The organism is Streptococcus sp. SS4, assembly GCF_030440125.1.
Classification (GTDB): domain Bacteria; phylum Bacillota; class Bacilli; order Lactobacillales; family Streptococcaceae; genus Streptococcus.
Window position 1 is genome coordinate 51,517 of record NZ_JAQFJM010000009.1, and the last position, 25,904, is coordinate 77,420.

The following is a 25,904-nucleotide window of genomic DNA, read 5'->3' on the forward strand; positions in this document are numbered from 1 at the left end:
CAAATTTTCTGTATCATTGTACGAAAAAACTAGACAAGATTCTTATCTCGTCTAGTTTGATAGTTTAATTAAGGATGACTAACAATCAATTCAAGCTCTCCCTGAATTTCCCAAGCTTGAACATCGCTTGGTAGAATGAAGTGGCTTCCTTTTGCAATTGGATATTCTTGACCATCAACAAGGAGACTTCCTTGACCGTCAAGTACACTAAACAAACTGTAATCTGCAGTCTTTTCAAAATAAGCCTTACCTGAAATCTCCCATTTATAAACGGCGAAGAAATCACTTGCTACTAAAAGCGTTGATTTGAGGTCATCTACTTTTGTTGTGACTGGGCGACTGTTGGCAGGTTCACCAATATTTAGGACATCGATAGATTTTTCCAGATGGAGCTCACGCAGGTTGCCCTGGTCATCCTTACGGTCAAAGTCATACACACGGTAGGTTGTGTCACTTGACTGTTGGGTTTCAAGAACTAAGATACCTGCACCAATAGCATGCATGGTACCACTTGGCACATAGAAGAAATCACCTGCTTTAACTGGAACCTTAGTCAAAAGATTTTCCCAATCCTTACTTTCAATTTGCTGACGCAGTTCTTCTTTTGATTTGGCATTGTGGCCATAAATAATTTCAGCACCTGGTTCAGCAGCAATGATATACCAACACTCTGTTTTACCAAGTTCACCTTCATGTTCAAGTCCATAAGCATCATCTGGATGGACCTGAACTGAAAGCCAATCATTGGCATCCAAAATCTTAGTTAAAAGTGGAAAAACAGGTTCCTGACGATTTCCAAACAATTCACGATGCTCTGCATAAAGAACATCTAAAGTTTGACCGGCATAGCGACCATTTTTAATAGTAGAAACACCATTTGGGTGTGCGGAAATAGCCCAGTACTCTCCTACATGGTCGCTTGGAATGTCGTAGCCAAAGACATCACGCAAATGCGTGCCACCCCAAATCTTCTCCTGCATAACAGATTGTAAAAATAATGGTTCAGACATAAAAACTCCTTATATAAGAATGAATAGACTCAAAATCTATGTCTTAACATAGATGATTACTCACATCATGATAAATGAATCAGTTCCACTTTAAAGCGGATGTTCCAAAAATCACCTATAGCCAGTAAGCTCCATCATCAGCAAATCACAAACAGACTTTGACGAGTAATTACCTCAATTATAAGCATAATTTGTGAAAATATCAACAGAGTCCTTAAAGAAATCATAAGATTTTGGCTTAATGGCTGCAAGTCATTTCAATAGCAAATTTCCTTTAAGAATCCTACTCATTCCTTCATTTTTCGGATAGATTGATTGAATTTAAAGACTTTTTAACCTATAATGTTATTGATATTATGAAAGGAAATCTCTCAATGAAATTCTATTCCTATGACTATGTGCTAAGTCAGATTAGCCAACAAAACTGGGTTATGGTTGCCATTACTGCAGGACTTATTTTAGTGACCGGTGTATTTGCTTTTAAAGCCTTCAAAGAACGCCATGATACTAAGTTTCGTGAACTCTCTATTATTTCTATTTTAACCTTAGTTGCCGTGGTTCTAATTGCTATCAGTAATTTCCAAAGCAATCAATCTAACAACGACCAATTTAGAGCATCTCTTCACTTTATCGAGGTTGTGTCTAAAAATCTTGACGTTGATAAGAGCAAGGTTTATGTCAATACTTCTACTACTACAGATGGCGCTATCCTCAAAGTTGGAAACAAGTACTATCGTGCCATCTCAGGTTCAGAACCTGACAGCTACTTGCTAGAACAAATAAAACTTTACAAGTCTGATGTTGAACTCGTGGAGGTTAAAAAATGACATCTTTTTATCTTACTGTTGCAATTAAACTAGCTTTGGGGCTTATTTCACTCGTCTTTGTTATCAATTTAACAGGTAAAGGAAACCTAGCACCTAGCTCAGCTACTGACCAAGTACAGAACTTTGTTCTTGGTGCAATCCTCGGTGGTACAATTTATAGTAGTACCGTTTCAATCCTCCAATATATCGTGATTTTGATTATTTGGACGATTTTGATTTTACTTCTAAAATGGCTAATTACCAATATTCTCTTTATCAAACATTTGATTGACGGTAAACCAACTGTCATCATCAAACATGGTCAACTAGATCCTGAAGCTTGTCGCTCTAAAGGACTTTCAGCCTCTGATGTCGCTTTAAAATTACGTTCCCAAGGAATTTTTCAACTTAAAGAGGTTAAACGTGCAGTTATTGAACAGAACGGCCAATTGATTGTGGTTCGTGCGGGTGATGAAAATCCGAAATACCCAATCGTTACTGATGGGGTCATTCAAACAGAAATTCTTGATACTATTGGTAAAACGGAGGATTGGTTAAATGAAGAGCTTCAAAAAATGGGATATGACAACATTTCAGATATCTTCATCGCTGAATATGATAAAGGAAAGATTAATGTTGTCACTTATTAAACAAAATACTTGCATTACCGTTTAATATTGTCTACAATGGTCTCATCATAAAAAGGAGGTTCTATCATGGGAATCGAAGATAAATTGAATCAAGCTAAAGGTGCTCTTAAAGAGGGTGCTGGTAAACTGACTGGCGACAAAAAGACTGAAATTGAAGGTGCTGTTGAAAAAGTTGTAGCAAAAGCAAAAGACGGTCTCGAAGATGTTAAAGAAGGCATTGAAGGTGCTGTTGAAGGCCTTAAAAATAGCTTTAAAAAATAAGACAAAAAAGAAGTTTTCAAGCCATTTGGCAAGAGAACTTCTTTTTATATGTTTTCTAAACTGAAATTACTTACGAGAATGCTTGCTTCCTTTAAGTGCAAATGATGTTGTCATAAGTACAGCTCCTAATGCACCTAATCCCAAGCTACTCACATCACCAGTATCTGGTAACGTTGATTGGTTTGCTTGGCTACTTTGTGAACTTTTAGCAGACTGATTAGCCTTAGAGCTTGTATGTTGTTTCTGAGCAAAATTAGTTTGTACAACTGAGCTAACATTTTCCTTTTGACTTAAGACTGACTGACCTTTTGATGCTTCAGAAGTTTGATTTTGAGTAGGAATCTTATTCAACTTCTCAGCAGTCTCTTGATTTTGTTGTTGGGTGCTACTTGTCTTATCTGTCCTTGCCTGTGCGGGCTGTACTTCTGCTGACTGATTTGCAACTGCTACTTCAGACATCAATGATGTTACTTCAGGGTCTGAAGCATTAGTCCTTGATGAGCCTTGAGCTGATGGGCTTGTGCTACTTGCTGTCGTAGAAGTTGTGCTACTCACATTTGGAGACGTTGAGTTACTTGTTTGACTTGCAAAGTTTGGTGGAGTTGGACGTCCTGTATTAGACGTCTGACTTGTTGAAGTCGTACTACTTGTGCTTGTTGTATTTTCAGAACTTGTCGAATCTGATTGCCCCCAAGGTGTGTTAACGCTTCCGGTATTGGTAGAGCTACCACCATAGCTAGTCGGTCCACCGTAGCCTCCAAAGTTATCAGGCACTGAGCCATTTCCAAAGCCACCGCCTGGGAACCCACTCATGCCACCAACACCAGGACCATTGTTTGTGCCTTCTTCAGTAGCTGTTGCAGTGGCACTTGAACCACTTGAGGTCGTGATGGTATAGGTTTCACCCGAAGTTAGGCTCTCAGTACTAAAGACCACATTTCCGAATGAAGAGGTTGCTTTCGTTGTTGCAACAACATTTCCAGAGCTATCAGTGACTGTGATGGTATCCCCTGCACTTCCAGAGATGTTAGCCATAATGTAAGATTGGCTTGAACCTGTTGTAAAGGCTTGAGCCATTCCTTGGTTACCAATAGCCCATACAGTACCGCCCGAGATAATACCTGTTCCATCGTAGTCGATAGCAGCATTATCTGCACTCGTCTGAGCGACATAGAGGGAACCACTTTTCACTGTCACATTGCCGTTACTGTCAATACCATCACCATCTGCCAAGATAGTTACCGTTGCACCGTCAATATTGATGCCCACTTCATTTTCCAAGTCAGAAGTCGAATTGGTTAAGCTTGAAGTATCAGCGCTGTCTTTGGTCGTCCACTCAGTGGCGTTAATACCGTCATCACCAGCAGTGATATCAACGGTTCCACCTGTCAAATTGATATAACGCCCTTCAAGGCCTTCGTCACCTGCCACGACTGTTACTTTAGAGTTACCCTCAACAGTCAATTCATCCGTAACCGTAATACCTTTGTCAGTTGCATTAATGGTTACCGTTGAGTCGGTAATCGTCAAATCACCACTGTTCACATCTGTTTCGTCTTCGACCTGAATACCGTCATCAGTTGCCGTGATGTTGACTGTGGCATTTTTAATGGTAACAGCTGTCGTCGCATTGATACCGTCTTTAGCCTCTGACGTCAAATCAAGCGTTACTGAATCAACAGTCACACTATCAGCCTTGATGGCGTGCTTTTCAGTACTTGAAAGGGTAAGGGTGCTTCCAGTACCACTCGTGATTGTTAAGGCACCAGCGGCTTCAATCGCATTAGCAGACGTCGAAGAAATAGAACTGTCTGAAAGGACATTAACAGTCAATTCTGCTGAAGAATTGGAAGTAATAGACGAATCCGTTAAGGTCACACCATCCAAGTAGATCGTCACCGGATCTGTCACACTACCCGCCACAATAATGGTATAACTTGAACCATTTCCAGTTAAAGTATATGAACCTGATTGATTAATGGTAACGGTAGTACCATCAACTGTTACTGTGCTACTATCACTCGTTACAACAGTTGTCCCATTAAAGGTAATCGTGGTCGTCGTGCTTTCTGAATCAGTGCCGTTAGACTCAGTTGTTGCCTCAGAAGCAGTATCAGAAGAATTGTTAGTTAGAACAGAAGCCGTTTCTGAGGCAGTCGCTTCAGTGGTATTTGTGTTTGTATTAGTGCTAGTGTTTTCTTCTGTAGTGGTCGTTGCTGTATCTGAAGTCTCTTCAGTTGTAGTTTCTGAAGAATTTGTGGTTGAAGTTGTATCAGTTTCTGAACTGTCAGATGCTTCACTACTTGTCGTCGTATCAGTGCTTTCCTCTGTTGTACTTGTTGCTGAAGAATCTGTATCAGATGTCGTAGTTGTGGTACTTGTATCTGTAGCTGTGCTTGTTTCAGTAGTTTCTGATGTATTGTCGGTCTGAATACTTTCTTCAATCAAATCGGCAGTGGTTTCACCCGTCGTAACCGTTGATAGTGTTGAATCAGTGTTCGTCTCATCGGCTGAAGCCTTATTTTCATTTAGGACGACCGAGCTACCAAAAATTAAGCTAGCTACTAGGACTGATCCTGCTGTTTTCCATTTTGATGATTTTTTAATTGAATAACGCTCTTGTGTTTGTTTTGTATCTTTGTATGTCATATGTTGGACCTCTTTCTTACTTTTGAGATTCCTCTATTAAACACAAGAAACCTAAGACAAGACTTAAAGAAAGGTTAATCTTTCCTTAAAGTAAAAACGTCCCCAAGATATTGGGAACTTTCAATCTCTAGGATAAACTACTCTAAATTCTTCTAAAACAACTAGACTGTCCTGACTAAAATGTAATCCAACCTCTTCCAACCAATTGCTAAAGAGATTCTCATGAATCTCTTGCCAATAGGTTAGCCCACGGTCTCCTTCACCTTCCTTGTAAGCATGGTCTTTAGAAACCTCTTTAAATGGGACGACCTCAACTTTAGTCGTTTCAATAATACAGATAGCATTCTCCTTACTATCAAGAATGACGCTCAGTTCATTTTCCTTGGGCAATGGTTCATTCCCCACTGCATACAAGTCAAAAGCTGAACTGGTTGCTGTCTTTTGCCCCATCAATACGAGTTCTGCCAAATAATCTGCTTCCACGCCAAAGGCCCAGGCATCAATCTTATCACCGATTGTCTGATTTAAAATCTTATAGGCTTGCCACATCTGGTCTGATTTCATCAATCTACTCCTGCTTTTACTTTACTTCCATTATATCAAAAAACGCTAGATCATCAGACCTAACGTTTTCATCTTAATACTTAGAATGTTTGTAACCGTAAAAGGCATAGATAGCTGACCCAATTAGCACTACCAAACCAAAGGCTAACCATGTCTGCCAACTGTACTGACTCATAAAGGAGAGGCAGACTTTAATTGAAATAATGGGCAAGACAGGAACAAATGGAACCTTAAACTCATCCTTCTGTGGCAAGCCCTTGTCCTTACGAAGAATAATGAGGGCAATAGCCAAGAGGACCAAGTAAGCCAAGGTCGCAATGTTAACCAAGGATGCCATATTTGCCAAAGAGAAGATACCTGCTGAGATAGCTGACAAAACGCCTGTCAAAAGCGTCGCATGATGTGGAACCTTATTAGTCTTTGAAACCTTTTGGAAGGTTTGAGGAAGGAAACCATCACGCGCCAGGCTATAAACCATACGGCTAAGGGCATAGGCCATTGAAATACATACCGTAATCAAGGTCATAATAGCAACCACTGATACATAGTTGGCCGCCCAAGAAATACCGATATAGCGAAGGGCATAAGCCACGGCATCATCAACATTCAACTTGGTATAGTGAACCACTCCTGTCAAGACCAGCGAAACCACTGCATAAAGTGAAGCTACGATAATCAAGGCAAGAACGATACCTCGGGGAACGTTCTTTTGCGGCTCTTTAATCTCGTCTACTGTCATAGAGATAGACTCGAAACCAAGGAAACCAAAGAACATGAGAGAGGCACCCGCCATAATTCCTGTCTTTCCTCCATAAATTTGCCCAAAGCCAAATGGTGCAAAATCTGCCCAGTTGCTAGGATTCAAATGGAAGAGACCCACTAAGATAAAGACTGCTAAGGCTGAAAATTTGAGTACTACCAAGAGGGAGTTCAAACGTAAAGCCTGTTTAGAATTCATGAGAAGAAGAGCCGTCACCAAGACCAATACCAAGACTGGCAAGAGGTCTATGTAAGTGCCTTGACTGGGATTGAAAGGTCCACTGATAGCTTGAGGCAACTTAAGACCAAAGCTAGCCAGTAGCCCCTTGAGGTAGGCACCCCAACCAGAGGCAACACTGGATACAGCATTCATAAAGACAATCATGGTCAACCAGCCACCCATCCAGGCAGGATACTCCCCCCAGACAGCATAGAGATAACCATAAACACCACCAGCCGATGGGTAACGTGAGGCAAACTCAGCAAAGAAAATAGCTGACATCCCAACACACACGGCTGAAATCAAGACCGAAATAATCAGGGCAGGACCAGCTAGAGTCGATGCCGCGGTACCAGTAATTGTAAAGATTCCTGTCCCAACCATGGCACCGATTCCCAGAAGGACTACATCCCTAAGGGTCAGATGTCGTTTCATCTCAGTCTGAGCGAGACCTACATCCTTTTTACGAAAAATACTCATTTTTATACTCCATTTTTTGCGAAATACCGAACTATTATACCATATTTCTTGGCCTAAAAGGACCTCTTTCTGTATTTTTATACTTTTATTGTTGAATGCTATGCCAAAAATGGGGACTCCCAGTGGTTGCTTTTTAATTTTACATACATCTCTATCAAAAGAAACTTGCTAAAGTGGTTCTTTAGCATTCATTTTGTTTCTAAAATCCTTATCTCGAAAGAATTTTCAATTTTTAGAAAAAAACATGAAAATCTTATGAATGCGTTTGATTCTTCTAATGAAAGATGTTAGAATGGGGTCATTAAAAAGGAAAAGGGGAACTTTTATGGAAAATAAAGTTCATTTTAAACTTCATAAAGTGAAAAAACAATGGGTTACCATTGCCGTATCTGGTTTGGCACTTGGTGCCTCATTGATTGGAGTTGGTGTCTCTGCCGACGAACAAGCTGCGAATCAAGTCACCTCATCAAGCACACCTGAGAGCGTCAGACAAAATCCTGATTTTGTCGTCACAGAAACAACTGTAGATACGACAAAAGCTGATCAAGTCGCAACCAATAATGCAGCTGATACAACTGCTACTGTTACAACGGAAAAGCAGCCAGTCCTTAAAGAAGATCAAGCAAGTAGCACTTACAATTTGGCTAGTGGCGAAACGAGAACTGCTACTTCAACTTCAGAAACAGCTAGCACAGTCACTGAAGTAAACAGTCAAGCACCAGAATCTGTTGAAACTACTGTCGTTTCTGGCGGTCAATTCAAGAGTGATGCTGAAGGCAACTGGTACTACCTTAAAGACGGGAAAAATCTGACAGGTGCCCAAAACGTTGACCATTTCGACCTTTATTTCCACGAGGATGGAAAGCAAGCCAAAGGTGAGATTATCACTGAAAATGGACAATCTTTCTACTATGACAAAGCCAATGGACGTAAGGTAACCAATACCTCTATCAACATCGATGGTCAAGCCTACAATGCTGATGCCCAAGGTCGTTTGACAGCAGTTCTCCCTGAAACGAACAAACGCAACCAGTTTATCGAAGATAATAACCACAACTGGTATTACCTCGGCAAAGATGGCAAACCCGTCACTGGTGCTCAGACCATTGATACATTTAACCTCTACTTCCACGAAGACGGTCGACAAGCTAAAAACGAAATCGTTACTATTAATGGTGATAGCTACTATTTCGATAAAGACAATGGACGTCGTGTGACAGGTCGCCAATATCTTGATTATGCAAACCATAAATACTTTGGTTACTACTACTTCGATAAAGATGGCAAGATGGTAAAAGATGACTTTGTTACCGAGAATGGTAATCTTTACTACTTTGATGCTACTGGTAATCAACCTGATTCTGTCTTTGTCTCAGATAAATCGGGTAACTGGTACTACTTCGACAATTACAAGGCAACTAAAGGCTTCTCAGCCCCATTTGGTTTCCAAACCGAATTCCTAGACCGTAGCCAATCCGACTATAAGACAAGCGTTCAAAACCTAAACGGACAACAGTATTACTTTGATCCTAAGACTGGTATTATGGTAACCAATCGTTATGTTTCTGATGATAAAGGGAATTGGTATTACTTTGGTAAAGATGGTAAAGCGCTTCACGGTTTTCAAACGGTGGACGGAAACCTTCACTACTTCAATAATAGTGGACAACAAGTCAAAGGGAACTTCCTTTACTACGATAACGATATCTACTATCTAGATAAAGATAATGGAAATCCAGTAACTAACCAATTCGTTAATAGAGATAACTCTTGGTACTACTTCGGATCTGATGGTAAAGCCGTGTCTGGTTTCCAAACCATTAACGGTCAGAACCTTTATTTCCACGAATATGGTGTCCAAGCCAAGGGACAACTGGTTACCATTGACGGCAAAACCTACTACTTCGATCCAAATACAGGTGACAAGTGGGTTAATCGCTCACTTACCTTAAACGGTACGGTCTATAACTTTGATAGCAATGGTGTGGCGACTCTTAAAACTGCTCAAACCTCAAATCGAAACCAATTTGTTCAAGGTAGCGATCAAGAATGGTACTACTATGATGCTAATGGTAAAAAGGTCACTGGTTTCCAAACCATTAACAAGGACCTCTACTACTTTAACGATAAGGGCCAACAAGTCCGAGGTGCTTTCTTTACCCTAGGTGATAACCAGTATTTCGCTAACAGCGAAACTGGTGCTGTTCTTCGCAACGCCTTTTATCATGATACATCCACTGACCATTACGGTGACTTCTCTGAAACTATCTACTACGCAGGAAGTGATGGTGCCTTCAAGACAGGTTGGTTTGAAGTTGATGGCAACCGTTACTATGGTAGCGACTATTCTGATAATGATGCCATTAAAGGAAGTCTCTACACAGGAGTCGTCAACTCTCAGCTCTTTAGTCCAGATGGAAAACTCTTGACAAACGGTCTCTATCCTGAATTCAAGCGTACTGGTGAAAATGATTATGAACTTAAAGGCGTCTATATCACAGATGCTGATGGTAAAATCAAAGAAGGTCCTTATCAATATGATGGCAAGATTCTTGGATCAAAATATAGTAGTGTTCGCCAATCCCAATGGTCAACTTTTGACGAATGGGACATTCTGAATGGGCACCTCTACCATTTCGACTCAACACCTATGACCTTCACAGCACCAAATGGCCAAAAAGTAACCACAAACGTTGCCATTGCAACAACTAACAAGGCCCTTACATATCGCGGTGTAACCTTTAATTTTGATGCCAAGGGTATTGATGTGACAAAAGAAAAAGCCATCCACTTTGACCAATTGAAGACGGATCCTAGCGGTACAAGTTATCTCTATGAAAATGGCCAAAAAGTCACTGGTTTGAAGACCTTTGATGGCGTCAGTTACTATTTCTATGACGATGGCCACCAAGCTAAAGGTACTGAGGTCGCAATCAACAATAATATTTACCAATTTGACCAACTGACTGGTATCATGACACGCAACGCCTTTTCAAAATCATATAATTACGAAGGTTCTCCACGCTTCCCATACTACCCAACACGCTACTATGGTAACGACGGAGCTGCTCTTACTGGTTGGCAAACCATCGACGGCAAGGACTACTACTTCCGAGCTAGCGGAAACCTTGAAACAGGACGTTTTGTCATTGGGGAAAGAGCTTATAATGCTGATGACAATGGCGTAGTTACTGACCGCAAGGGTGAACCTGCCTACCGTAATCGTATCGTCTACGATAAAGGCGATAACTACTATTACAATGACAAAGGTGAGAAAGTGACCGGCTTCCAAGAAGTTGATGGCAAGGTCCTCTACTTCGACGCCGAAGGCAAACAAGTCCTAGGACGCTTTGTCACAGTTGATAATTACACCTACTATTTCGACCCTAAAACAGGAGAAAAATACACTAACCGCTCTGTCCTCATCGACGGTAAACTCTATACCTTCGATAAAGATGGACATGTGGTGTCTTAAGATGAGATGAAACCGAGACGAAAGTCTTGGTTTTTTTATGGGAGTTAAGTACCATATAAACTAACATTACATTTAGGAAACTAAAAATAGGCTGAGAAATGACCTCAGCCTATTTTATTTATACAAGAATTATATACTCTAATTATAACTTATCAATGATGAATCAAATCATATATTCCAAATCATAACTAGCATCAGAAAGAATACGTGCCAAAAATTGTTGTGTACGTTTTTCTTTTGGTCTGTAAAAAATGTCTTTTGGACTCCCCTCTTCGATGACATGACCACCATCCATGAAAACGACATGATTAGCTACATCTCGTGCAAACCCCATTTCATGAGTAACAACTACCATTGTTGTTCCTTCATGAGCAAGTTGTTTCATGACATCCAGAACATCCCCAACTAGTTCTGGATCAAGGGCCGATGTTGGTTCATCTAACAAGATAACCTCCGGCTTAACTGCTATAGCCCTGGCTAAACCAATACGTTGTTGTTGTCCACCTGAAAGTTGTGATGGGTAGTAATCTTTAAAATCCAGAAGACCAACTTTTTTAAGTGCTTCTTCAGCAATCTGTCGCGCTTCACTTTTAGGAACTTTCCTAGCAATCACTAAACCTTCCAAGATATTCTCAATGGCAGTCTTGTTTGCAAATAAATTGTAGTGTTGGAATACAAAAGCTGTCTTCTTTCGGATATCTAAAATATCTTTCTTTGATAACTTATCCAAAGAGTAGTCCTTACCCGAAATTGTTAATTGACCTCCATCTGCTTTCTCCAAGTGATTAAGGCAACGTAAGAAAGTTGTTTTTCCTGAACCTGATGGTCCCAAGATGACAACCACATCTCCCTGTTTCACTTGTAGATTAACATCAACAAGAACCTGATGATCTCCAAATGTTTTTGATATATGTTTAGCTTCTAGCATAGTGACTCCCTCTATGTAAATTGCAATTTTCTTTCTCCAAGGTTAAAGAGAACTTGAATGATACCACAAATGATTAAATATAAAATGAAGATGACAAAATAAGATTCAAAATATTGATATCCATATGCTGCTTCAACTCGTGCAATTGCGGTAATATCTTTTATCGTCATAACAAAGACAAGTGACGTTCCTTTCACAATATTGATAACTAAGTTACACAAATTGGGAAGAGCAGACTGAAGTGCCTGAGGAAAAACGATTCTCAGATAAGCTTGTCTTGTTGTTAAACCTATGGCTTGGGCAGCTTCTAGTTGACCTTTATCAACAGTTTGTAATGCTGATCGAATGATTTCCGATAAACTTCCTGTCGTCATCAAGCTATAGATAATAAAAGCATAGTAAAGCGGATTAACTTTGAAGACATCTATGTGACTCCCAATTCCTTTAAAAAATTGATTTAACAAACTAGGGAACAAACTATAAAAAAATAAAATTAACAGAATTGGAGGTGTTGCACGAATAAATGCAAGATAAACAATTGAAAAAGTCTTGACACCTCTCAACTTATAAATCTGCCCTAAAGCGAGAAATAAAGCAGGTAGAAAACTCAATAAAATTGCTACAACCATGATTCCCAGAGTTACCGGAACACCATATAAAGCCTTGATAAAGGTATCTATAATAAAAGTAATATTCATTTTTTACCTCTCTTTTACACTCAATTGTTGTTCTGTTATCCTAGAAATCAACGATAGAATTAACGCTATTCCCCAATAAACAAGGGCAACAGCTGTATAAGTCTCCAAAGAATAGTTTCCTAAATGGCGACTAATCAAAAGATTCCCTTTGCCCATAACATCAATAAAACCAATTGTATAAGCCAAAGCTGCATCGCGCATAAGATTAAGTATAGCTGTTGTAATATTTGGTAAAGCAACCTTAAATGCTTGAGGGGCAATAATTCTTACAAAGGTTTGTTCAGAAGTAAGCCCAATACTAAGCCCAGCTTCTAATTGTCCTTTAGGAATTGCTTGATAAGCCGCTTTAAACACTTCTGATATCATTGCTGAGAATAGGAGAACCATGGTCACAAGAACGAATATCAATTTGGACCAATTATTAATATCTAATCCCAACCACCAATTAAGAAATTCTGGAACTCCGTAAAATACCAAGAATAATAGCACAATAGGTGGGGTACAGCGTAAGATAAAAACATATCCCTTAGCTAAATTCTCCAAAGCTTTATCCTTGGAAAGGCTTGCCCAAGCAATTAATCCTCCTAATAACGACCCAAGTAAAGTCGTTAATATGATAACCAATAATGTCATTGGTAAGCCCTTTATGACTTCAGGTAATGCTCCAAAAACTTTTGAAATGTCATAATTGACCATATTTTCTCCTAACTAAACTCACTTCAGAAGCTTATCAAAACATCATACTTTTACGACGTTACAATTTACTTATTTGTCTACGTATGAGAAGACATCCTCACCAAAGTATTTTTTAGATAACTTTTCAAGTGTACCGTCTTCTTTTAGTTCCTTGATAGCCTTAGTATATTCTTTTGAAAACTCTTCGTTCTTACTATCTCGATGGAAGAGTGGATAGGTTGGAATTCCTTTATAAGGGAACCAAGTCAACTTATCTGCATATTGATGATACGCACCATCTTTATCAGTTACAGCCTTTTCAAAAGATAATTTAATATCAAAGTAAGCATCGTAACGATTTTCCAAAACCCATGCATAGGCATCTGAAACTTGGAAAGATTCAGCAGATGTTAACTCGATTGGTTGATCTTTATGCTCATCGTTGTAGTCTTTGATAACATTCCACTGAGCATTTTGTGGTGAGATTGGCACCAAGCGACCATTTTGTTTTGCAAAATCAGAGATATTTTTATATTTATCTTTATCATCCTTACGAATGGTAAATCCAATAATACTTGCTCCAATTGGATCTTTAGGAATAATAAATTTTTTAGCACGTTCATCTGTGTACCACGCACCCTTAGTACCAATGTCATATTTACCTGACTCTAAACCAATCAAAAGATCATCATCACTTGTTCCTGTATATTCAAATTTGTACTGTGGAAGCTTTTTATCAATTTCCTTTAATACAGCTACCTCATAGCCATCAGAATTACCATCCTTATCAACAAAATCATAAGGAACATAGTTTTGAGTATGGGCAACTTTTAATGTTGTTACCTTTCCAGAATCTGATTTTGCTTTTTTATCTCCTGTTAAGCTACGTCCAATAACTGTAGCCCCAATAAGCGCTACAACAACAGCTCCACCAATAATCCATGTCTTTTTACTCATATTAATCTCTCCTTTTTCTTACAAAATTGCTGCTTCACGTACCCATTCAATACGCTCATGGTTAATATCACTAGGAATCGTGCAATCAGCACCAATGATTAATCCATGGGTTCCAGTATCAGCAATAATCTCCCTAACCTTTTCTTGAATAGCTTTTTTAGTTCCAGTATATAGAAGACCGTCTTTTCCATTTTCAAATCCTCCAAGAACAGTGCGACCTCTAAAAATGTTAAGACCTTTTGCCAAACTAATTCCTTCAGGACCGACCGCCCAATTAACTACCTGAGCAGGATAATCTTTAAAGAGTTCGATGTTATTACGGGCTCCTTCGTATCCGCAAATATGTAGAATATTATGTCCTTTAGCTCCATTAGCTGCTTCTAAAACCTTTAATTCACTTGGAGCAATAATTTCTTTATAAATTTCAGTGCTAACTCGCTCATCTTGAATACTTTGAACACTTAGGTAAATACCATCAGCACCTGCTTCTTCAATCACCCTCTGACTAAGACTCGCAATGTCTTCGCCAATAACATCTAAAACATGCTTCAAAGCTTTTCGGTTTTCCACAATGTAATCTGCGATAAGATTATCGCCACCTGAAACTTTTCCAACTAACCATTTTAAATAAGTAACCGGAGCGAAGATATTGTAAATTGCAACAATATCTTCAGGAAAATCAGCAATCAGACTTTTAACAAGTTCGACTTGTGCAGAAATCCAAGGATGATTTGCACCTAAAGGTTCAATCGTTTGCAAATCACTGATTGACTTAAAATCTTTAAAAGCAGGTTGTGGGTATGCGAAGAAACCATCACTCATCAATTTAACAAAATCAGGTTTGACTTCTTCAATAAATTTTTTATGACCAGCTTTATTTTTATCAATAATTTCTGGATTTTCAAAACCATGTAACCACTCGTCTTCAGTAGTAAAATGATGCCAAAATCCTACTGGAACACGATCAACACTCTCTCCACGAAATGCTTTCAAAACTAACTCTCTTTTTTCTGACATAGGAAACTCCTTTTCTTTTATCCTAAAATCAACAACTCAATGAATTCACCTAAAATACTATAATCTCTTATTATCATTGGTTGCTTCAAAACTGAATGACATTATCTTATCAGAGATTATCACATCCGAAAAATAAAGAAATGTTATCCCTAGCCATAAATAAAATTTATGATATAGTAATCTAAATTACGTTAAATCCTATTGTTACTTCTTTTAAGCATATATACCTACATAGTATTATTACCATCAGCTATAAGTAATTCTTAACACCAAGATAGAGAATTACTATCACAAACATAATTTAGTCTCTAGTCTTCCTGGAGAATCACTTCTCTGACTAACTTTGCTATAATAGTCTCAAACAAATAAAAGGAGATTTTCTATGACATCCTTATACGATTTTACAGTTTCAGATCAAGCTGACCAACCCGTGTCTCTCCAGGACTATAAGGGCAAGGTCGTCTTAATCGTCAATACAGCAACAGGATGTGGTTTGACGCCACAATATCAGGGCTTGCAGGAACTTTATGACAAATACAAAGACCAAGGATTCGAGATTCTTGATTTTCCTTGTAATCAGTTTATGGGACAGGCACCTGGTAGTGCTGAAGAAATCAATAGCTTTTGCACCCTCAATTACCATACGACCTTCCCTCGTTTTGCCAAAATCAAGGTCAATGGTAAGGAAGCAGAGCCACTTTTTGAGTGGCTTAAACAAGAAAAATCCGGACCCCTTGGGGCTAGAATTGAATGGAACTTTGCTAAGTTTCTGATTAACCGTGAAGGTAAAGTCGTAGAACGCTTTTCTTCCAAAACTGATCCACTAAAAATGGAAGATGCTATCAAAGCTCTTCTTAATAACTAAAAATAAAAAACGAGAGTGAAACTAGAACGACAATCTCTGACTGTCGCTAGTTCTGCTCTCGTTTTCTGCGTTAAGAAAAATAGTATAGAAAGAAATTTCGCTTTATTTTAGAACAAAGCTGTCAATGCTGTAATTAAACCAAAGACGATACCTGGCGCATTTGCAGCAGCAAGGGGAAGGTCACGTTCTTTTTTAAAGAGACCATAGTAAACCCAAAGGCTACAGTTGATTGCAGCTACCAATGGTTGGATAAAGTTTCCTTTATGACCAGACAAATTGTCCATGATTTGTGGTACATAAGACACGTACATCATCACTGACATAAAGGTTGCCACCCAACCAAGGGTTTTCATTTGTTTATCTGACATTCGAGACTCCTCTTTTATAAATTTTTTCCTTGTACATCTTAAAAAATATTACAAGGAATGTTTTAATGCACTAGAATTAAAACAGTGTCTATCTTACGCTTTTACAATAGAGAATTCAAGATTTTTGGGGCAATGTTAAAAACATGTAAACTATCACAAGATTGTGATTGGTCACAATCTTGTGATAGTGGAGTTGGTCTCTTATGTAGCGTTTTCATAAGAAAAAAAGACCTCTTTAAGAGGTCAATTTTTCATAATATTATCTTTTGATCCTTAGAATAATAGACTCTTTATGATTGATTATAACGAAATCATTCTGCTAAGAGTACTTCTTTGATGGTTTGTTTTTGGAGTTTTCTGTTGGATAGATAAAAGAGGCTTTCGTATACCAAAGCAAAACCGAGCAAGGTCCAAAAGCAAACATTCCCATCAAAGTTATGCTCAATCTTTTCGGGAACGGTGTCTTTGATCACACCAATCAAAATTTCCATGATGCCATATTGATAAGCCGTCCCAAGAACAAATCCTAGATAAGCCCAGAAACGATAGGGAGCGAGAATATGACTTTGGCATTCACGATCGGTGTAGCCAAAAGCCTTCATCAAGGCTAAGGTTTCGCGACTTTCTGAAACGACAATCCCCAATGACAAAAAGAGAATGGAAAAAGACAAGATCAAGCCAATCATGATCATCATGGTTTGGATGATATCATCTGTGTAATCCCTTAGGCCAAAGGACAATTGAATCATAGCCGCAAAACACATGGAACCAAAGACCACAAAAAACAGGATAGATTTTCTTCCCCAAATCAGCGACGAGGACAGCTCTTTTAGGAAGGATTTCTCTTTCTTGGGGGCCCTCTCTCTCCTTTTGACCTTAATCGGTGTTGGAGATTTTTTCAATAAGCGAAGGGCCGGCGTTTGTAATTGTCTTCTAGCATAGCCAATCGCAAGGACCATAAAGAAGGTCGTTGGCAGCATCACCAAAGCAACCAGGAGCTGCCAGTGAAAATGAATGGTAATTTCTGGCAGAATTCCCTTTTCATTTCGAAAGTCATAAAAATGTCCCATCATAAGAAAAGAAGCGAAATAGCCAAGAAGAGCCCCAACTCCAAAACTGAGTCCAAAAGCCCAAAATCGTTTCGCCAACTGGCCATTGCTATAGCCTAAAGCCTTTAAAATCCCTAATTGTTCCTTGTGGTCATCGACAAATTGTTTGATATAAAAACACATGAGAAGGATCGACATCAAGGACAAAACGACCCCACTGACCATGGCCACCATCCAGGAAAGTGAAACCTGGGCATCATAGTAGGTCTGAATCATCGGATTGGTTTTAGAAATCTCCAACTGCTCGATATCCAGGTAAAAATTCAAGAAAAGATTAGCCACAAAAACCGCACAAGCCCCAATGATACTGACGACAACTAATTTTCGAATATCTTTTACTGAAAACATGGCTTACCATCCAATCTCATAGGCAGTCTGAGGCTGATCATTGGTCACAACTTGGGTAATCTTGCCACTATTGACACGAATGATGGTTCTGCCCATATCCGCAATATTTTGGTTATGCGTCACCATAATTAAGGTAAAGCCCAGCTTTTCCTTTAACTTCCAGATATAGTCGAGAATCTTGCGCCCTGTTTCTTCATCCAGGGCTCCCGTCGGCTCATCTAAGAAAAGAATCTCTGGCTTTTTGGCCAAGGCACGAGCAATGGAGACTCTCTGCTGTTCTCCACCAGACAATTCACTTGGATACTTGTCCAGCTTATCGCCAAGACCCAAATCCTCGATGATCTTCAAAAAATCATGATTGCTTGCCAGATCAGCTCCCATCTTAACATTCTGTCTGACCGTGAGATTCGGTAATAAATAATACTGCTGAAAAATAAAGGCAATCTTCTCACGTCTGAAAGCTGTCAATTGAGCATCCGTGAGTTGAGACAAATCCTGCCCTTGAATGAGGATATGCCCCTCGTCTACCTTTTCTAATCCTGATAATACGTTTAAGAGAGTGGACTTTCCTGATCCAGAAGGGCCTAGGATAACCACATCATCCTGGTCTTGAATCTGCAAATCAATCCCTTTTAAAACCTTTGTTTGGCCATAACTTTTGTGAACATTTTCTAGTTGAATCATTTCTTTCCTACCATTTCTTTGATGAGAGATTGACAAACTTCTGTCAATAAACCAATCACTTCTTCCATGCTGAACAGATAAATACCAGAAGCAACCATCGAGGCCATCCCGTGTGAGTAGATAAATAAATGCTGGTACAAGCGACTAGCCTCCTCTAACGTCAATGGATAGTCTGCGACAATCGATTCCAGAACCAATTGGTAGCTATGATCCTTCATGGGAAGAAAATCTTGAAAGCGACGAATCGGATCTTTGCTAGGATTTTGGAAAAGCAACTGAAAGAGTTGGGGCTCTTTTGAGGCGAACAGGATATAAGCAATCCCGACAGAACGGAAGGGCTTCTCATCTTCTAAAGCCTTTCGTATATATTCCACCACTACCATTTCCGCAGCAACAATAACCTCTACTTGTAACTCAGCCATATTTGCAAATTGCCCAAAAATGACCCTTGGCGTGGCTCCCAGTTTCTCCGCTAATGCTCGAGCCGTCAAACTAGCCATGCCCTCTTCTCTCACCAATTGTAAAGCTGTCCCAATCATAGCTTCTTTACTAAATTTAACCTTTGGTGGCATAAGACTCCTTTCGCGCAACATACGTTGCGCAACACTTGTTGCATAAAAGATATCATAAAAAGGAAAGGCTTGTCAAGAAAAAACTGAAGACCACAAAACAAAAAACCAGACTACCGATAAGAGTGGAATCTGGTTTGATAACAAGATTCTAAGGCAAATCATTTCCTGCAGCTAGGTAGATTTGGTACCATTCCTTACGCGTTAGGGTAACTTCTGCTGCTTTTCCTGCTTCAAGGACATGTTGGGGCTTGGTCGTTCCGATGACGGCCTGCATCTTACCTGGATAGCGGAGAACCCAAGCAAGGGCAATAGCTGTCGGAGTGACTTGGTATTTTTTTGCCAAGTCATTGAGGACGTGATTGAGGGCCGCAAACTCTTCTTTACCGACAAAATTTCCCTTGAAATAGCCATGCTGGAGGACAGACCAGGCCTGAATCACCGTATCAGTTAAACGACAATACTCAAAGACACTGCCATCTCGCACGGCTGCTTTTGGGCCTTCCATATTGACATGAAAACCAGCTTCAAAGCTCGGTGTAAAGGCGGCACTCAACTGCAGCTGGTTGACCTTGAGAGGTTGTTTGACAGCCGTTTTGAGCAATTCCATCATCATAGGATTTTGATTGGACACCCCAAAATGACGGACCTTGCCAGCTTGCTCCAAGTGATTAAAGGCTTCTGCCACTTCTTCAGGCTCCATGAGGGCATCCGGTCGGTGAAGGAGAAGACTATCTAAGCGTTCAATCTGCAGACGCTCGAGGATGCCATCAACGGAGTCCAAAATATAGTCCTTCGAAAAATCAAAATAGGTAAAGCCGTCTTTGCGAATCCCACACTTGGACTGAATCCACATCTGATCACGAAGATCCGGGCGACGTTTGAGGACCTTGCCCAGCAGGACCTCACACTGTCCATTTCCATAAATATCCGCTAAATCAAAGGTGTTGATTCCAATCGACAAGGCTGCCTCCACCAAGGCCTCCACCTCATCTACACTCATCTGACTAATCCGCATCATACCAAGGACAATGGTTGACAAGCGCTCATTTTCAGCAAAATCAATATACTTCATCTCTGTCTCCTTTTCTGTATCTCTATTGTAGTGAAAAGGGTTTCAAAAATCAATTGCGAAATAAAAGACCCTCAGCTGTAACTGAGAGCTTGTTTGATTAGCGATAGCTAAGAGCACGTTTGATGGTCTTCCATGGTCCGAGGTCATCGGTCTGAAGGATCAGGCTCGCATAGATACGGGCGATGAGAACTGTTCCCACGATGGTAAAGAGAACCGCAATTCCTAAAGAAGACCAAGATTCAAGACCAGTCGCATAACCATTTATGGTACGGAAAGGCATGAAGAAGGTTGAGAAGAAAGGAATGTACGAACCGATCTTCAATAAGAAGACATCACCGGCACTTCCCAAGGTGGTTACCCCAAGGAAGCTAAAGATAACTAACATCATTAGTGGCGAAATCGCTTTCCCTGAATCTTCAGGTCGTGCAACTGTGGAGCCTAAGAAGGCAGAGAGCACCACATACATAAAGATCCCAAGGATAATGAAGAAGACCGTATTGAGCGAGATTGACTCTGCTAGGTGCTGGGTAATTGGAGAGTTTGGAGCGAGAAAATCCTTGACAACAGGGATATCTGCTCTAAAAATCCAAACAGCTACTAAACCAATCACATAGACAAAAATATGAGTAAAAATCACTCCGAAGAGTCCGAGCATGCGTGCGAAGAAATAGTCGGTTGCTTTGATACTAGAGAAGACCACTTCCATGATCTTAGTTCCCTTTTCACTGGCTACTTCTTGGGCTGTGATACTAGAGTAGAAGATCAATATCATATAAAGCAACATTCCCAGACCACCTGCAACCATGGTTTGCACCATTTTCAAGCCTTCTTTTTTCTCATCAATTTTTTCTTTGAGAGAAACCTGTTGAGACAAGGCCGTCAGTTGCTCTTTGCTTAGATTAGCACGCGCTAGATTGATTCCTTGTTGGACTTGGCTTAATTTCGCAGCGACAAGGGTTTTCAATTCTGTTTTCATGGCTTGGTCGCCCACATAAGTAGCTTCTAGCTGACCATCTTTTTCATCAACTGTCAAGTAAGCAGCAACTTTCTCATCCTTGATGGCTTTTTTAGCAGCAGCTTCATCTTTGTAGTCTAAGGTCAAGTTATCGGTTCCTTTGAGGCTTTCTTTGACAGCTGGCACTTCTGTCACCAAGGCCACCTGATTCTTAGCATCTGTAGAAGAATCCGTCAAATAACCGATTCCGACGCCCAATCCCAAAAAGAGGAAGGGACCGAAGACCATGAAGAGAAAACTCCATGATTTCACTTGTCTGATATAGGTTTCTTTCATTACGACAAACATCTGTTTCATACTTCTACTCCTGATTCAAGTTTAAAGATCTCATCAATAGTTGGGGCTTGGTGGTCAAAGGTCGCAAGGTAGTGGCCCTTGGTCAAGCGATCAAATAATTCTGGTCCAGCTGACGCATCATCCAAGATCAGCTTCCAAGTCCCTTGCTTGGTCATGCTGACCTTGGTCACGTGTGGCAGAGCTTCTAGCTCTTCTTTGCTAAAGTCGTTAGAGACAAAGAGGCGAGTCTTGCCATAGCTATTCCGGACCTCTTGGACAGGCCCTGAAAGGACAACCGAACCATCACGGATCATTAGGATATCATCACACAACTCTTCGACGTTGGTCATGACGTGGTCAGAAAAGATAATGGTTGCCCCACGCTCTTTTTCTTCAAAGATGACCTGCTTGAGCACCTCTGTATTGACCGGATCCAGCCCACTAAAGGGTTCATCTAAAATGATCAATTTAGGTTCATGGATCAAGGTGATGATCAGTTGCACCTTCTGTTGGTTCCCTTTTGAAAGGCTCTTGATTTTATCGGTCAATTTCCCTTTTACTTGGAGTTTTTCCATCCAGGTCGGTAATTTTTCCTTGACCTCGGCGGTGCTCATTCCTTTTAAGGCAGCCAAATAGCGGACCTGTTCAAAAATCGTGAGTTTTGGCATGAGACTACGTTCTTCTGGCAAATAACCAATTTCCTTGTAGGTCTCTTGCGTAATCGCTTTGCCACCTAGGCGAATCTCACCGCTGTAGTCCAAAAAGCGCAAGATGCTGTGGAAAATAGTTGTTTTCCCGGCACCATTTTTCCCAACTAAGCCAAGGATATGCCCTTGTTGAGCTGTCAGATCTACTCCGAAGAGAACCTGCTTATTCCCAAAGCTTTTTTCTAAATTTCTAATTTCTAACATGGATGACTCCTTTACTCTTTATAATAACGTTTGGTAATCTTGTATTGTGAGACCAAGATATAGAGATAAATCAGTGATACAACTACTAAGGCTAATAAGATATCGGTATGGAAAAAGGTACCAATCAAGAAAATTCCAATTAAAGCAAAAGGCAAGATATAATTGCTTAACTTAATGATAATTTCATAGTTTTCCTCGTAGCTAATCTGCTTTTCTGCTTCATCCATCATACTCATCATAAATTCCCGCACTTCTTTGGCATTAGCATTGCGGGGAATCGGTTTTCCATAAATCAGATGGAAGGTCTTGCGAAAGAAGATATCCGATAGGAAAAATAGGGCAATCAAGATAAGAAAGAGATAGAGCATGGTAAAATCTCCAAAGATAAAAAACAAGTTTCCTGTTCCAGGTCTATCCATAGACATCAATTGACTATAAAATATGACGACTAAAAAGTATGGTAAAATCAAGATTCCTTTAAAAATGGTTGCTAAACCATAAAGTTTTTTCTTTTGAACGTCATAGTGATATGCCTCATCTTCATCTTCTATTTGAAGCATCTTTTGATGGACTTTTCTTCCCCACATCAGTAAGCCCATCGTAATCATAAACACAATCAGGAATAAAACTGCAGAACCCAAATAGAGTACTTCTGTACTAAAGAAAGATTGAATTTCAATTGGCTTTTCTGATCCGAACATCCCTGTCAAAACTCCGATAACTCCTCCGATCAAACCAGAAACTGTAATGATCCCTACATTTCTCCAAAAACGGTAACGTGGAAATCTTTTTTGTGGTTGCTTTTTCATAATCATTCCTCTTCCTCTACTAGACTAAAAACATTTTCCACAGGCTCTTTGAAAACCTGGGCGATGGTGATGGCAATAATAACCGAAGGAGTATATTCCCCCCGTTCCAAGAGACTGATGGACTGACGCGAGACCCCTGCTAGCTTGGCTAGCTCAGATTGGTTGAGCCCATCACGCGCCCTCAACTCTTTCAGACGATTTTTTAATCTCATGATGACTACCTCAATTGCTGAATTAATTCAACATCTTCAATACGAACTAATTTTGTCACCCTATGTTGTTTAATGCCCTCACGGCTTAATTTAACCCAATCTTCATCACAATCAACAATTTCCCAATTACTTCCAAAACCATTTAGTCTAATACTGACCGTTTGTCCTTTTAATTCTTCTAAAAGTCTAGACATTTCTTGATTTCCTTTCAATTGTTTTTCCAATCGTCTGATGCGTCTGTTCAATCCTTTTATCTTCTTTTCTGAGCTTGCATAAACTATAAGCAGAAAAGGGATAAATAGAATCCATATGGCTCCCATAAGAATACCTCTCCTTCCTTCGTCTAAAACTATTGTAACGCTTCTTTTTATTTTTGACAAGCATCTTTGTCAAAAATAAAAAGAACATTGTCAAAATCATTGGAAATAAAATATAAGCAGCTCACCTTTTCAAACCTTTTAATGTATCTCTCCTTCGATAAACGACTTGGAAAAATTGATGTGAAAGATACCGCTAAGAAAGTACCCAAAACCAAATAATTTTAGATACTCAGAGGTTTGGAGAACTGTCTTAACCTGAGCCTAAAAATAAAAAATCGAGGGCTCAAACTTTACTCATGAAACTTCGGAGAAGATCGCTGACATTTGCTATCACCTAAGGAAAGTTTCAAAATTCAAGCTATACATTTTCTTAGGCATTACTAGTTTTGAAATAGAAAAAACTAGCAAGATTCTTCAATCCTGCTAGTCATTTGTCTTATCATTATGGTTTTGTTCAGTCAGTACATAACCGACTGACTAAGTTAAGGTGATTATTTGTCGCCAAAAACTTTGAAACGGCCTTCTGTTTGGATGTCCTTATCTCCTGCTGGTGCGACGATTTGACCAAATGGTGCTTGGGCACGGAGCTTCCAGTTCGCTGGGATATCATATTTTTCAGCCAATTGGGCATCAACAAGTGGGTTATAGTGTTGCACGTTCATGCCGATATTCTTCTCAGCCAAAGCCAACCATGTCGCATAAAGAGCGATTCCATGACCTTGTTCTGACCAAATTGGGAAGTTATCTGCATAAAGTGGGAATTGCTCTTGAAGGCCTTTCACCACATCTTGATCTTCATAGAAGAGAATTGTTCCCTTAGCTTGGGCAAAACCTTTCAAACGTTCTTTTGTTCTCTCGAAGGCTTCTGCCGGTGTCACTTTTTCAAGCTCTGAATAAGCAATCTCATTCCAGAAAGCATCTGATTCTTCATCCAGCAAGATAACCACACGTGATGTTTGTGAGTTAAAAGCAGTTGGTGTGTTAAGAACCGCTTCTTGGATAGTATCAATCAATTCTTGATTTGAAAGTTCCACATCTTTTCCCAATGCATAGATAGAACGGCGTTTTGTTTGTAAATCTGTAAAGTTTGTCATCGTTATTTCCTCTTTCTTTGTGATATATGTTAATTGTTAAAATTGTTAAGTTTATTTGTAATAACTTTGATTACAATAACTATTATATAGATCCTTAATGTAATGTCAATGGTTACGACTTAAAAATCACTAATTGTTAATATTTTTTTCTTATCCGTGTCAAAATACCATCATTATCCTCCAAGATTAACGCATTAGAAGATAGCCATTTGACCTCTGCTCCACAATTCTTAGCACGTTCTGCTATGGTAATCAAGTCTTCTTTGTCTTCTACTTCAAGGACGTAGTAGGCAAGACCATTCATCTCTTTGTCACGTTTGGCTAAGTTTTTGCCACCCCATTCATTGACAGCCAAATGGTGATGGTAATCACCTGAAGCAATCCAACTAGCACTTGAAATGGTAAACTTATCTGCCAGCTCCAAAACATCCTGATAGAAAGCCGTTGCTAGCTGACTATCTTTGACCGATAAATGAATATGCCCCATGCGAGTATCCTTAGCTATCACAAAAGGCTCAACCTTGCGTCCCATCTCGTAAATTTCTTGAGCTGATAGTTCTTCTGTTACACCAACGATGCGACCATCCTCACGAATATCCCATTCAGCAACAGGCTTGTCTCTATAGAGCTCAATACCATTGCCTTCAAGGTCTTCCAAATAAAGGGCTTCACTATAACCGTGGTCAGCTGCACCGACAAATGGATAGTCTAGCTCAGCAATATGTTTGAAAACATCTGCCAAATCCTCGCGAGATGGCAATAAAATTGCCATATGGTAGAGACCATAACTAGACTTGACCGCTTCCTCACGATTGGTTTCAATCAAGTGAACTAGCGGCTTGTTTCCAGCTCCCAAAACAACTTCTGTTGCAGTTTGAGATAGGATTTCAAGTCCTATAATCTGTGTATAAAAGGCCGTCTGACGTGCCAAGTCCTTTACATTAAGTACTGCCTCCGCGACGTAAATCTTACTATTGTAGTCGTATGTCATATGTTTTTCTCCTTTGTTGTAATCATTTATATGACATTATTATACTTAGTTTTATTGTAATGTCAATTATTACAACCTGAAATTAAAAAGAAACCGAAAAACTTTCGAT

General features: G+C 39.7%; 26 protein-coding genes. 5 read left to right on the forward strand and 21 right to left on the reverse strand.

The genetic code is table 11. The features are described 5' to 3' along the window. Window positions 1-68: 68 nt before the first annotated feature. Window positions 69-1,010, reverse strand: a complete 942-nt coding sequence (gene manA / locus PCY16_RS08765; protein WP_013990384.1) for a mannose-6-phosphate isomerase, class I — start codon at window positions 1,008-1,010, stop codon at window positions 69-71. A 374-nt stretch (window positions 1,011-1,384) separates the two neighbouring features. On the opposite strand from manA, the gene PCY16_RS08770 reads away from it, so the two are divergent. The 3 genes from PCY16_RS08770 (at window position 1,385) to PCY16_RS08780 (ending at window position 2,727) form a co-directional block, all read left to right on the forward strand. Next, entirely contained in the window at window positions 1,385-1,837 is a 453-nt protein-coding gene (locus PCY16_RS08770; RefSeq protein ID WP_002885310.1) for a DUF3290 family protein, read from the forward strand. Then, window positions 1,834-2,466: a DUF421 domain-containing protein gene (locus PCY16_RS08775; RefSeq protein WP_002885232.1), complete on the forward strand. Its 633-nt coding sequence runs from the start codon at window positions 1,834-1,836 to the stop codon at window positions 2,464-2,466. Before PCY16_RS08770 ends, PCY16_RS08775 begins: the two co-directional genes overlap by 4 nt. A 66-nt stretch (window positions 2,467-2,532) precedes the next feature. After that, window positions 2,533-2,727: a CsbD family protein gene (locus tag PCY16_RS08780; protein ID WP_013990383.1), complete on the forward strand. Its 195-nt coding sequence runs from the start codon at window positions 2,533-2,535 to the stop codon at window positions 2,725-2,727. A gap of 66 nt (window positions 2,728-2,793) precedes the next feature. Here PCY16_RS08780 and PCY16_RS08785 read toward each other — a convergent pair whose 3' ends face one another. From PCY16_RS08785 to PCY16_RS08795, 3 genes are all read right to left on the reverse strand, one after another. Continuing rightward, the gene (locus tag PCY16_RS08785) at window positions 2,794-5,376 is read right to left on the reverse strand and encodes a carbohydrate-binding domain-containing protein (RefSeq protein ID WP_195413933.1); all 2,583 of its coding nucleotides are present in this window, start codon (window positions 5,374-5,376) and stop codon (window positions 2,794-2,796) included. 120 nt (window positions 5,377-5,496) lie between these two features. Beyond that, window positions 5,497-5,940, reverse strand: a complete 444-nt coding sequence (locus PCY16_RS08790) for an ASCH domain-containing protein (protein WP_070438137.1) — start codon at window positions 5,938-5,940, stop codon at window positions 5,497-5,499. A 73-nt stretch (window positions 5,941-6,013) separates the two neighbouring features. Then, window positions 6,014-7,399 (reverse strand): amino acid permease, encoded by a 1,386-nt coding sequence (locus PCY16_RS08795; protein ID WP_195413934.1) that lies wholly within the window; start codon window positions 7,397-7,399, stop codon window positions 6,014-6,016. A 325-nt stretch (window positions 7,400-7,724) separates the two neighbouring features. Here PCY16_RS08795 and PCY16_RS08800 point away from each other — a divergent pair, with 325 nt between their 5' ends. Then, complete coding sequence (locus PCY16_RS08800) at window positions 7,725-10,874, forward strand: KxYKxGKxW signal peptide domain-containing protein (protein ID WP_195413935.1); 3,150 nt, start codon at window positions 7,725-7,727, stop codon at window positions 10,872-10,874. Window positions 10,875-11,037: 163 nt separating this feature from the next. On the opposite strand, the gene PCY16_RS08805 is transcribed toward PCY16_RS08800, so the two are convergent. From PCY16_RS08805 to PCY16_RS08825, 5 genes are all read right to left on the reverse strand, one after another. Beyond that, the gene (locus tag PCY16_RS08805; protein WP_195413936.1) at window positions 11,038-11,802 is read right to left on the reverse strand and encodes an amino acid ABC transporter ATP-binding protein; all 765 of its coding nucleotides are present in this window, start codon (window positions 11,800-11,802) and stop codon (window positions 11,038-11,040) included. Between the two features lie 11 nt (window positions 11,803-11,813). Beyond that, the gene (locus PCY16_RS08810; protein ID WP_195413937.1) at window positions 11,814-12,500 is read right to left on the reverse strand and encodes an amino acid ABC transporter permease; all 687 of its coding nucleotides are present in this window, start codon (window positions 12,498-12,500) and stop codon (window positions 11,814-11,816) included. 3 nt (window positions 12,501-12,503) lie between these two features. Then, on the reverse strand, window positions 12,504-13,196 hold the full coding sequence (locus PCY16_RS08815) for an amino acid ABC transporter permease (protein ID WP_073685789.1): 693 nt from the start codon (window positions 13,194-13,196) through the stop codon (window positions 12,504-12,506). A gap of 69 nt (window positions 13,197-13,265) precedes the next feature. Then, a complete protein-coding gene (locus PCY16_RS08820) occupies window positions 13,266-14,132 on the reverse strand; it encodes a transporter substrate-binding domain-containing protein (RefSeq protein WP_002885359.1) in 867 nt (288 codons plus the stop codon). A gap of 18 nt (window positions 14,133-14,150) precedes the next feature. Further along, entirely contained in the window at window positions 14,151-15,149 is a 999-nt protein-coding gene (locus PCY16_RS08825) for a uroporphyrinogen decarboxylase family protein (protein ID WP_038676338.1), read from the reverse strand. Between the two features lie 382 nt (window positions 15,150-15,531). Between PCY16_RS08825 and PCY16_RS08830 the strand changes: the two genes are divergently transcribed. Continuing rightward, on the forward strand, window positions 15,532-16,014 hold the full coding sequence (locus PCY16_RS08830) for a glutathione peroxidase (protein WP_195413938.1): 483 nt from the start codon (window positions 15,532-15,534) through the stop codon (window positions 16,012-16,014). Window positions 16,015-16,121: 107 nt separating this feature from the next. Here the strand turns inward: PCY16_RS08830 and PCY16_RS08835 are convergent, their stop codons facing one another. The 12 genes from PCY16_RS08835 to PCY16_RS08890 all read right to left on the reverse strand — a co-directional run bounded on the left by PCY16_RS08835 (window position 16,122) and on the right by PCY16_RS08890 (window position 25,795). After that, window positions 16,122-16,382, reverse strand: a complete 261-nt coding sequence (locus PCY16_RS08835; RefSeq protein WP_008534978.1) for a SemiSWEET family transporter — start codon at window positions 16,380-16,382, stop codon at window positions 16,122-16,124. 311 nt (window positions 16,383-16,693) lie between these two features. Continuing rightward, window positions 16,694-17,839: an FtsX-like permease family protein gene (locus PCY16_RS08840; RefSeq protein WP_195413939.1), complete on the reverse strand. Its 1,146-nt coding sequence runs from the start codon at window positions 17,837-17,839 to the stop codon at window positions 16,694-16,696. 3 nt (window positions 17,840-17,842) lie between these two features. Beyond that, entirely contained in the window at window positions 17,843-18,523 is a 681-nt protein-coding gene (locus tag PCY16_RS08845) for an ABC transporter ATP-binding protein (RefSeq protein ID WP_195413940.1), read from the reverse strand. Beyond that, window positions 18,520-19,095 (reverse strand): TetR/AcrR family transcriptional regulator, encoded by a 576-nt coding sequence (locus PCY16_RS08850; RefSeq protein ID WP_195413941.1) that lies wholly within the window; start codon window positions 19,093-19,095, stop codon window positions 18,520-18,522. The genes PCY16_RS08845 and PCY16_RS08850 overlap by 4 nt, the downstream gene beginning before the upstream one ends. 148 nt (window positions 19,096-19,243) lie before the next feature. Beyond that, complete coding sequence (locus tag PCY16_RS08855; RefSeq protein ID WP_195413942.1) at window positions 19,244-20,167, reverse strand: aldo/keto reductase family oxidoreductase; 924 nt, start codon at window positions 20,165-20,167, stop codon at window positions 19,244-19,246. A gap of 97 nt (window positions 20,168-20,264) precedes the next feature. Further along, on the reverse strand, window positions 20,265-21,479 hold the full coding sequence (locus PCY16_RS08860; RefSeq protein WP_060971968.1) for an ABC transporter permease: 1,215 nt from the start codon (window positions 21,477-21,479) through the stop codon (window positions 20,265-20,267). Then, window positions 21,476-22,369, reverse strand: a complete 894-nt coding sequence (locus PCY16_RS08865) for an ABC transporter ATP-binding protein (RefSeq protein ID WP_021153540.1) — start codon at window positions 22,367-22,369, stop codon at window positions 21,476-21,478. Before PCY16_RS08865 ends, PCY16_RS08860 begins: the two co-directional genes overlap by 4 nt. A gap of 11 nt (window positions 22,370-22,380) precedes the next feature. Continuing rightward, the gene (locus PCY16_RS08870) at window positions 22,381-23,184 is read right to left on the reverse strand and encodes a DUF3169 family protein (protein ID WP_195413944.1); all 804 of its coding nucleotides are present in this window, start codon (window positions 23,182-23,184) and stop codon (window positions 22,381-22,383) included. After that, a complete protein-coding gene (locus PCY16_RS08875; RefSeq protein ID WP_002885361.1) occupies window positions 23,181-23,390 on the reverse strand; it encodes a helix-turn-helix transcriptional regulator in 210 nt (69 codons plus the stop codon). Before PCY16_RS08875 ends, PCY16_RS08870 begins: the two co-directional genes overlap by 4 nt. Window positions 23,391-23,395: 5 nt before the next feature. Beyond that, window positions 23,396-23,710: a hypothetical protein gene (locus PCY16_RS08880; RefSeq protein ID WP_060971969.1), complete on the reverse strand. Its 315-nt coding sequence runs from the start codon at window positions 23,708-23,710 to the stop codon at window positions 23,396-23,398. Between the two features lie 491 nt (window positions 23,711-24,201). Beyond that, a complete protein-coding gene (locus PCY16_RS08885) occupies window positions 24,202-24,804 on the reverse strand; it encodes a nitroreductase family protein (protein WP_045768562.1) in 603 nt (200 codons plus the stop codon). Window positions 24,805-24,940: 136 nt separating this feature from the next. Continuing rightward, on the reverse strand, window positions 24,941-25,795 hold the full coding sequence (locus PCY16_RS08890) for a VOC family protein (protein WP_060971971.1): 855 nt from the start codon (window positions 25,793-25,795) through the stop codon (window positions 24,941-24,943). Between the last annotated feature and the right edge of the window lie 109 nt (window positions 25,796-25,904).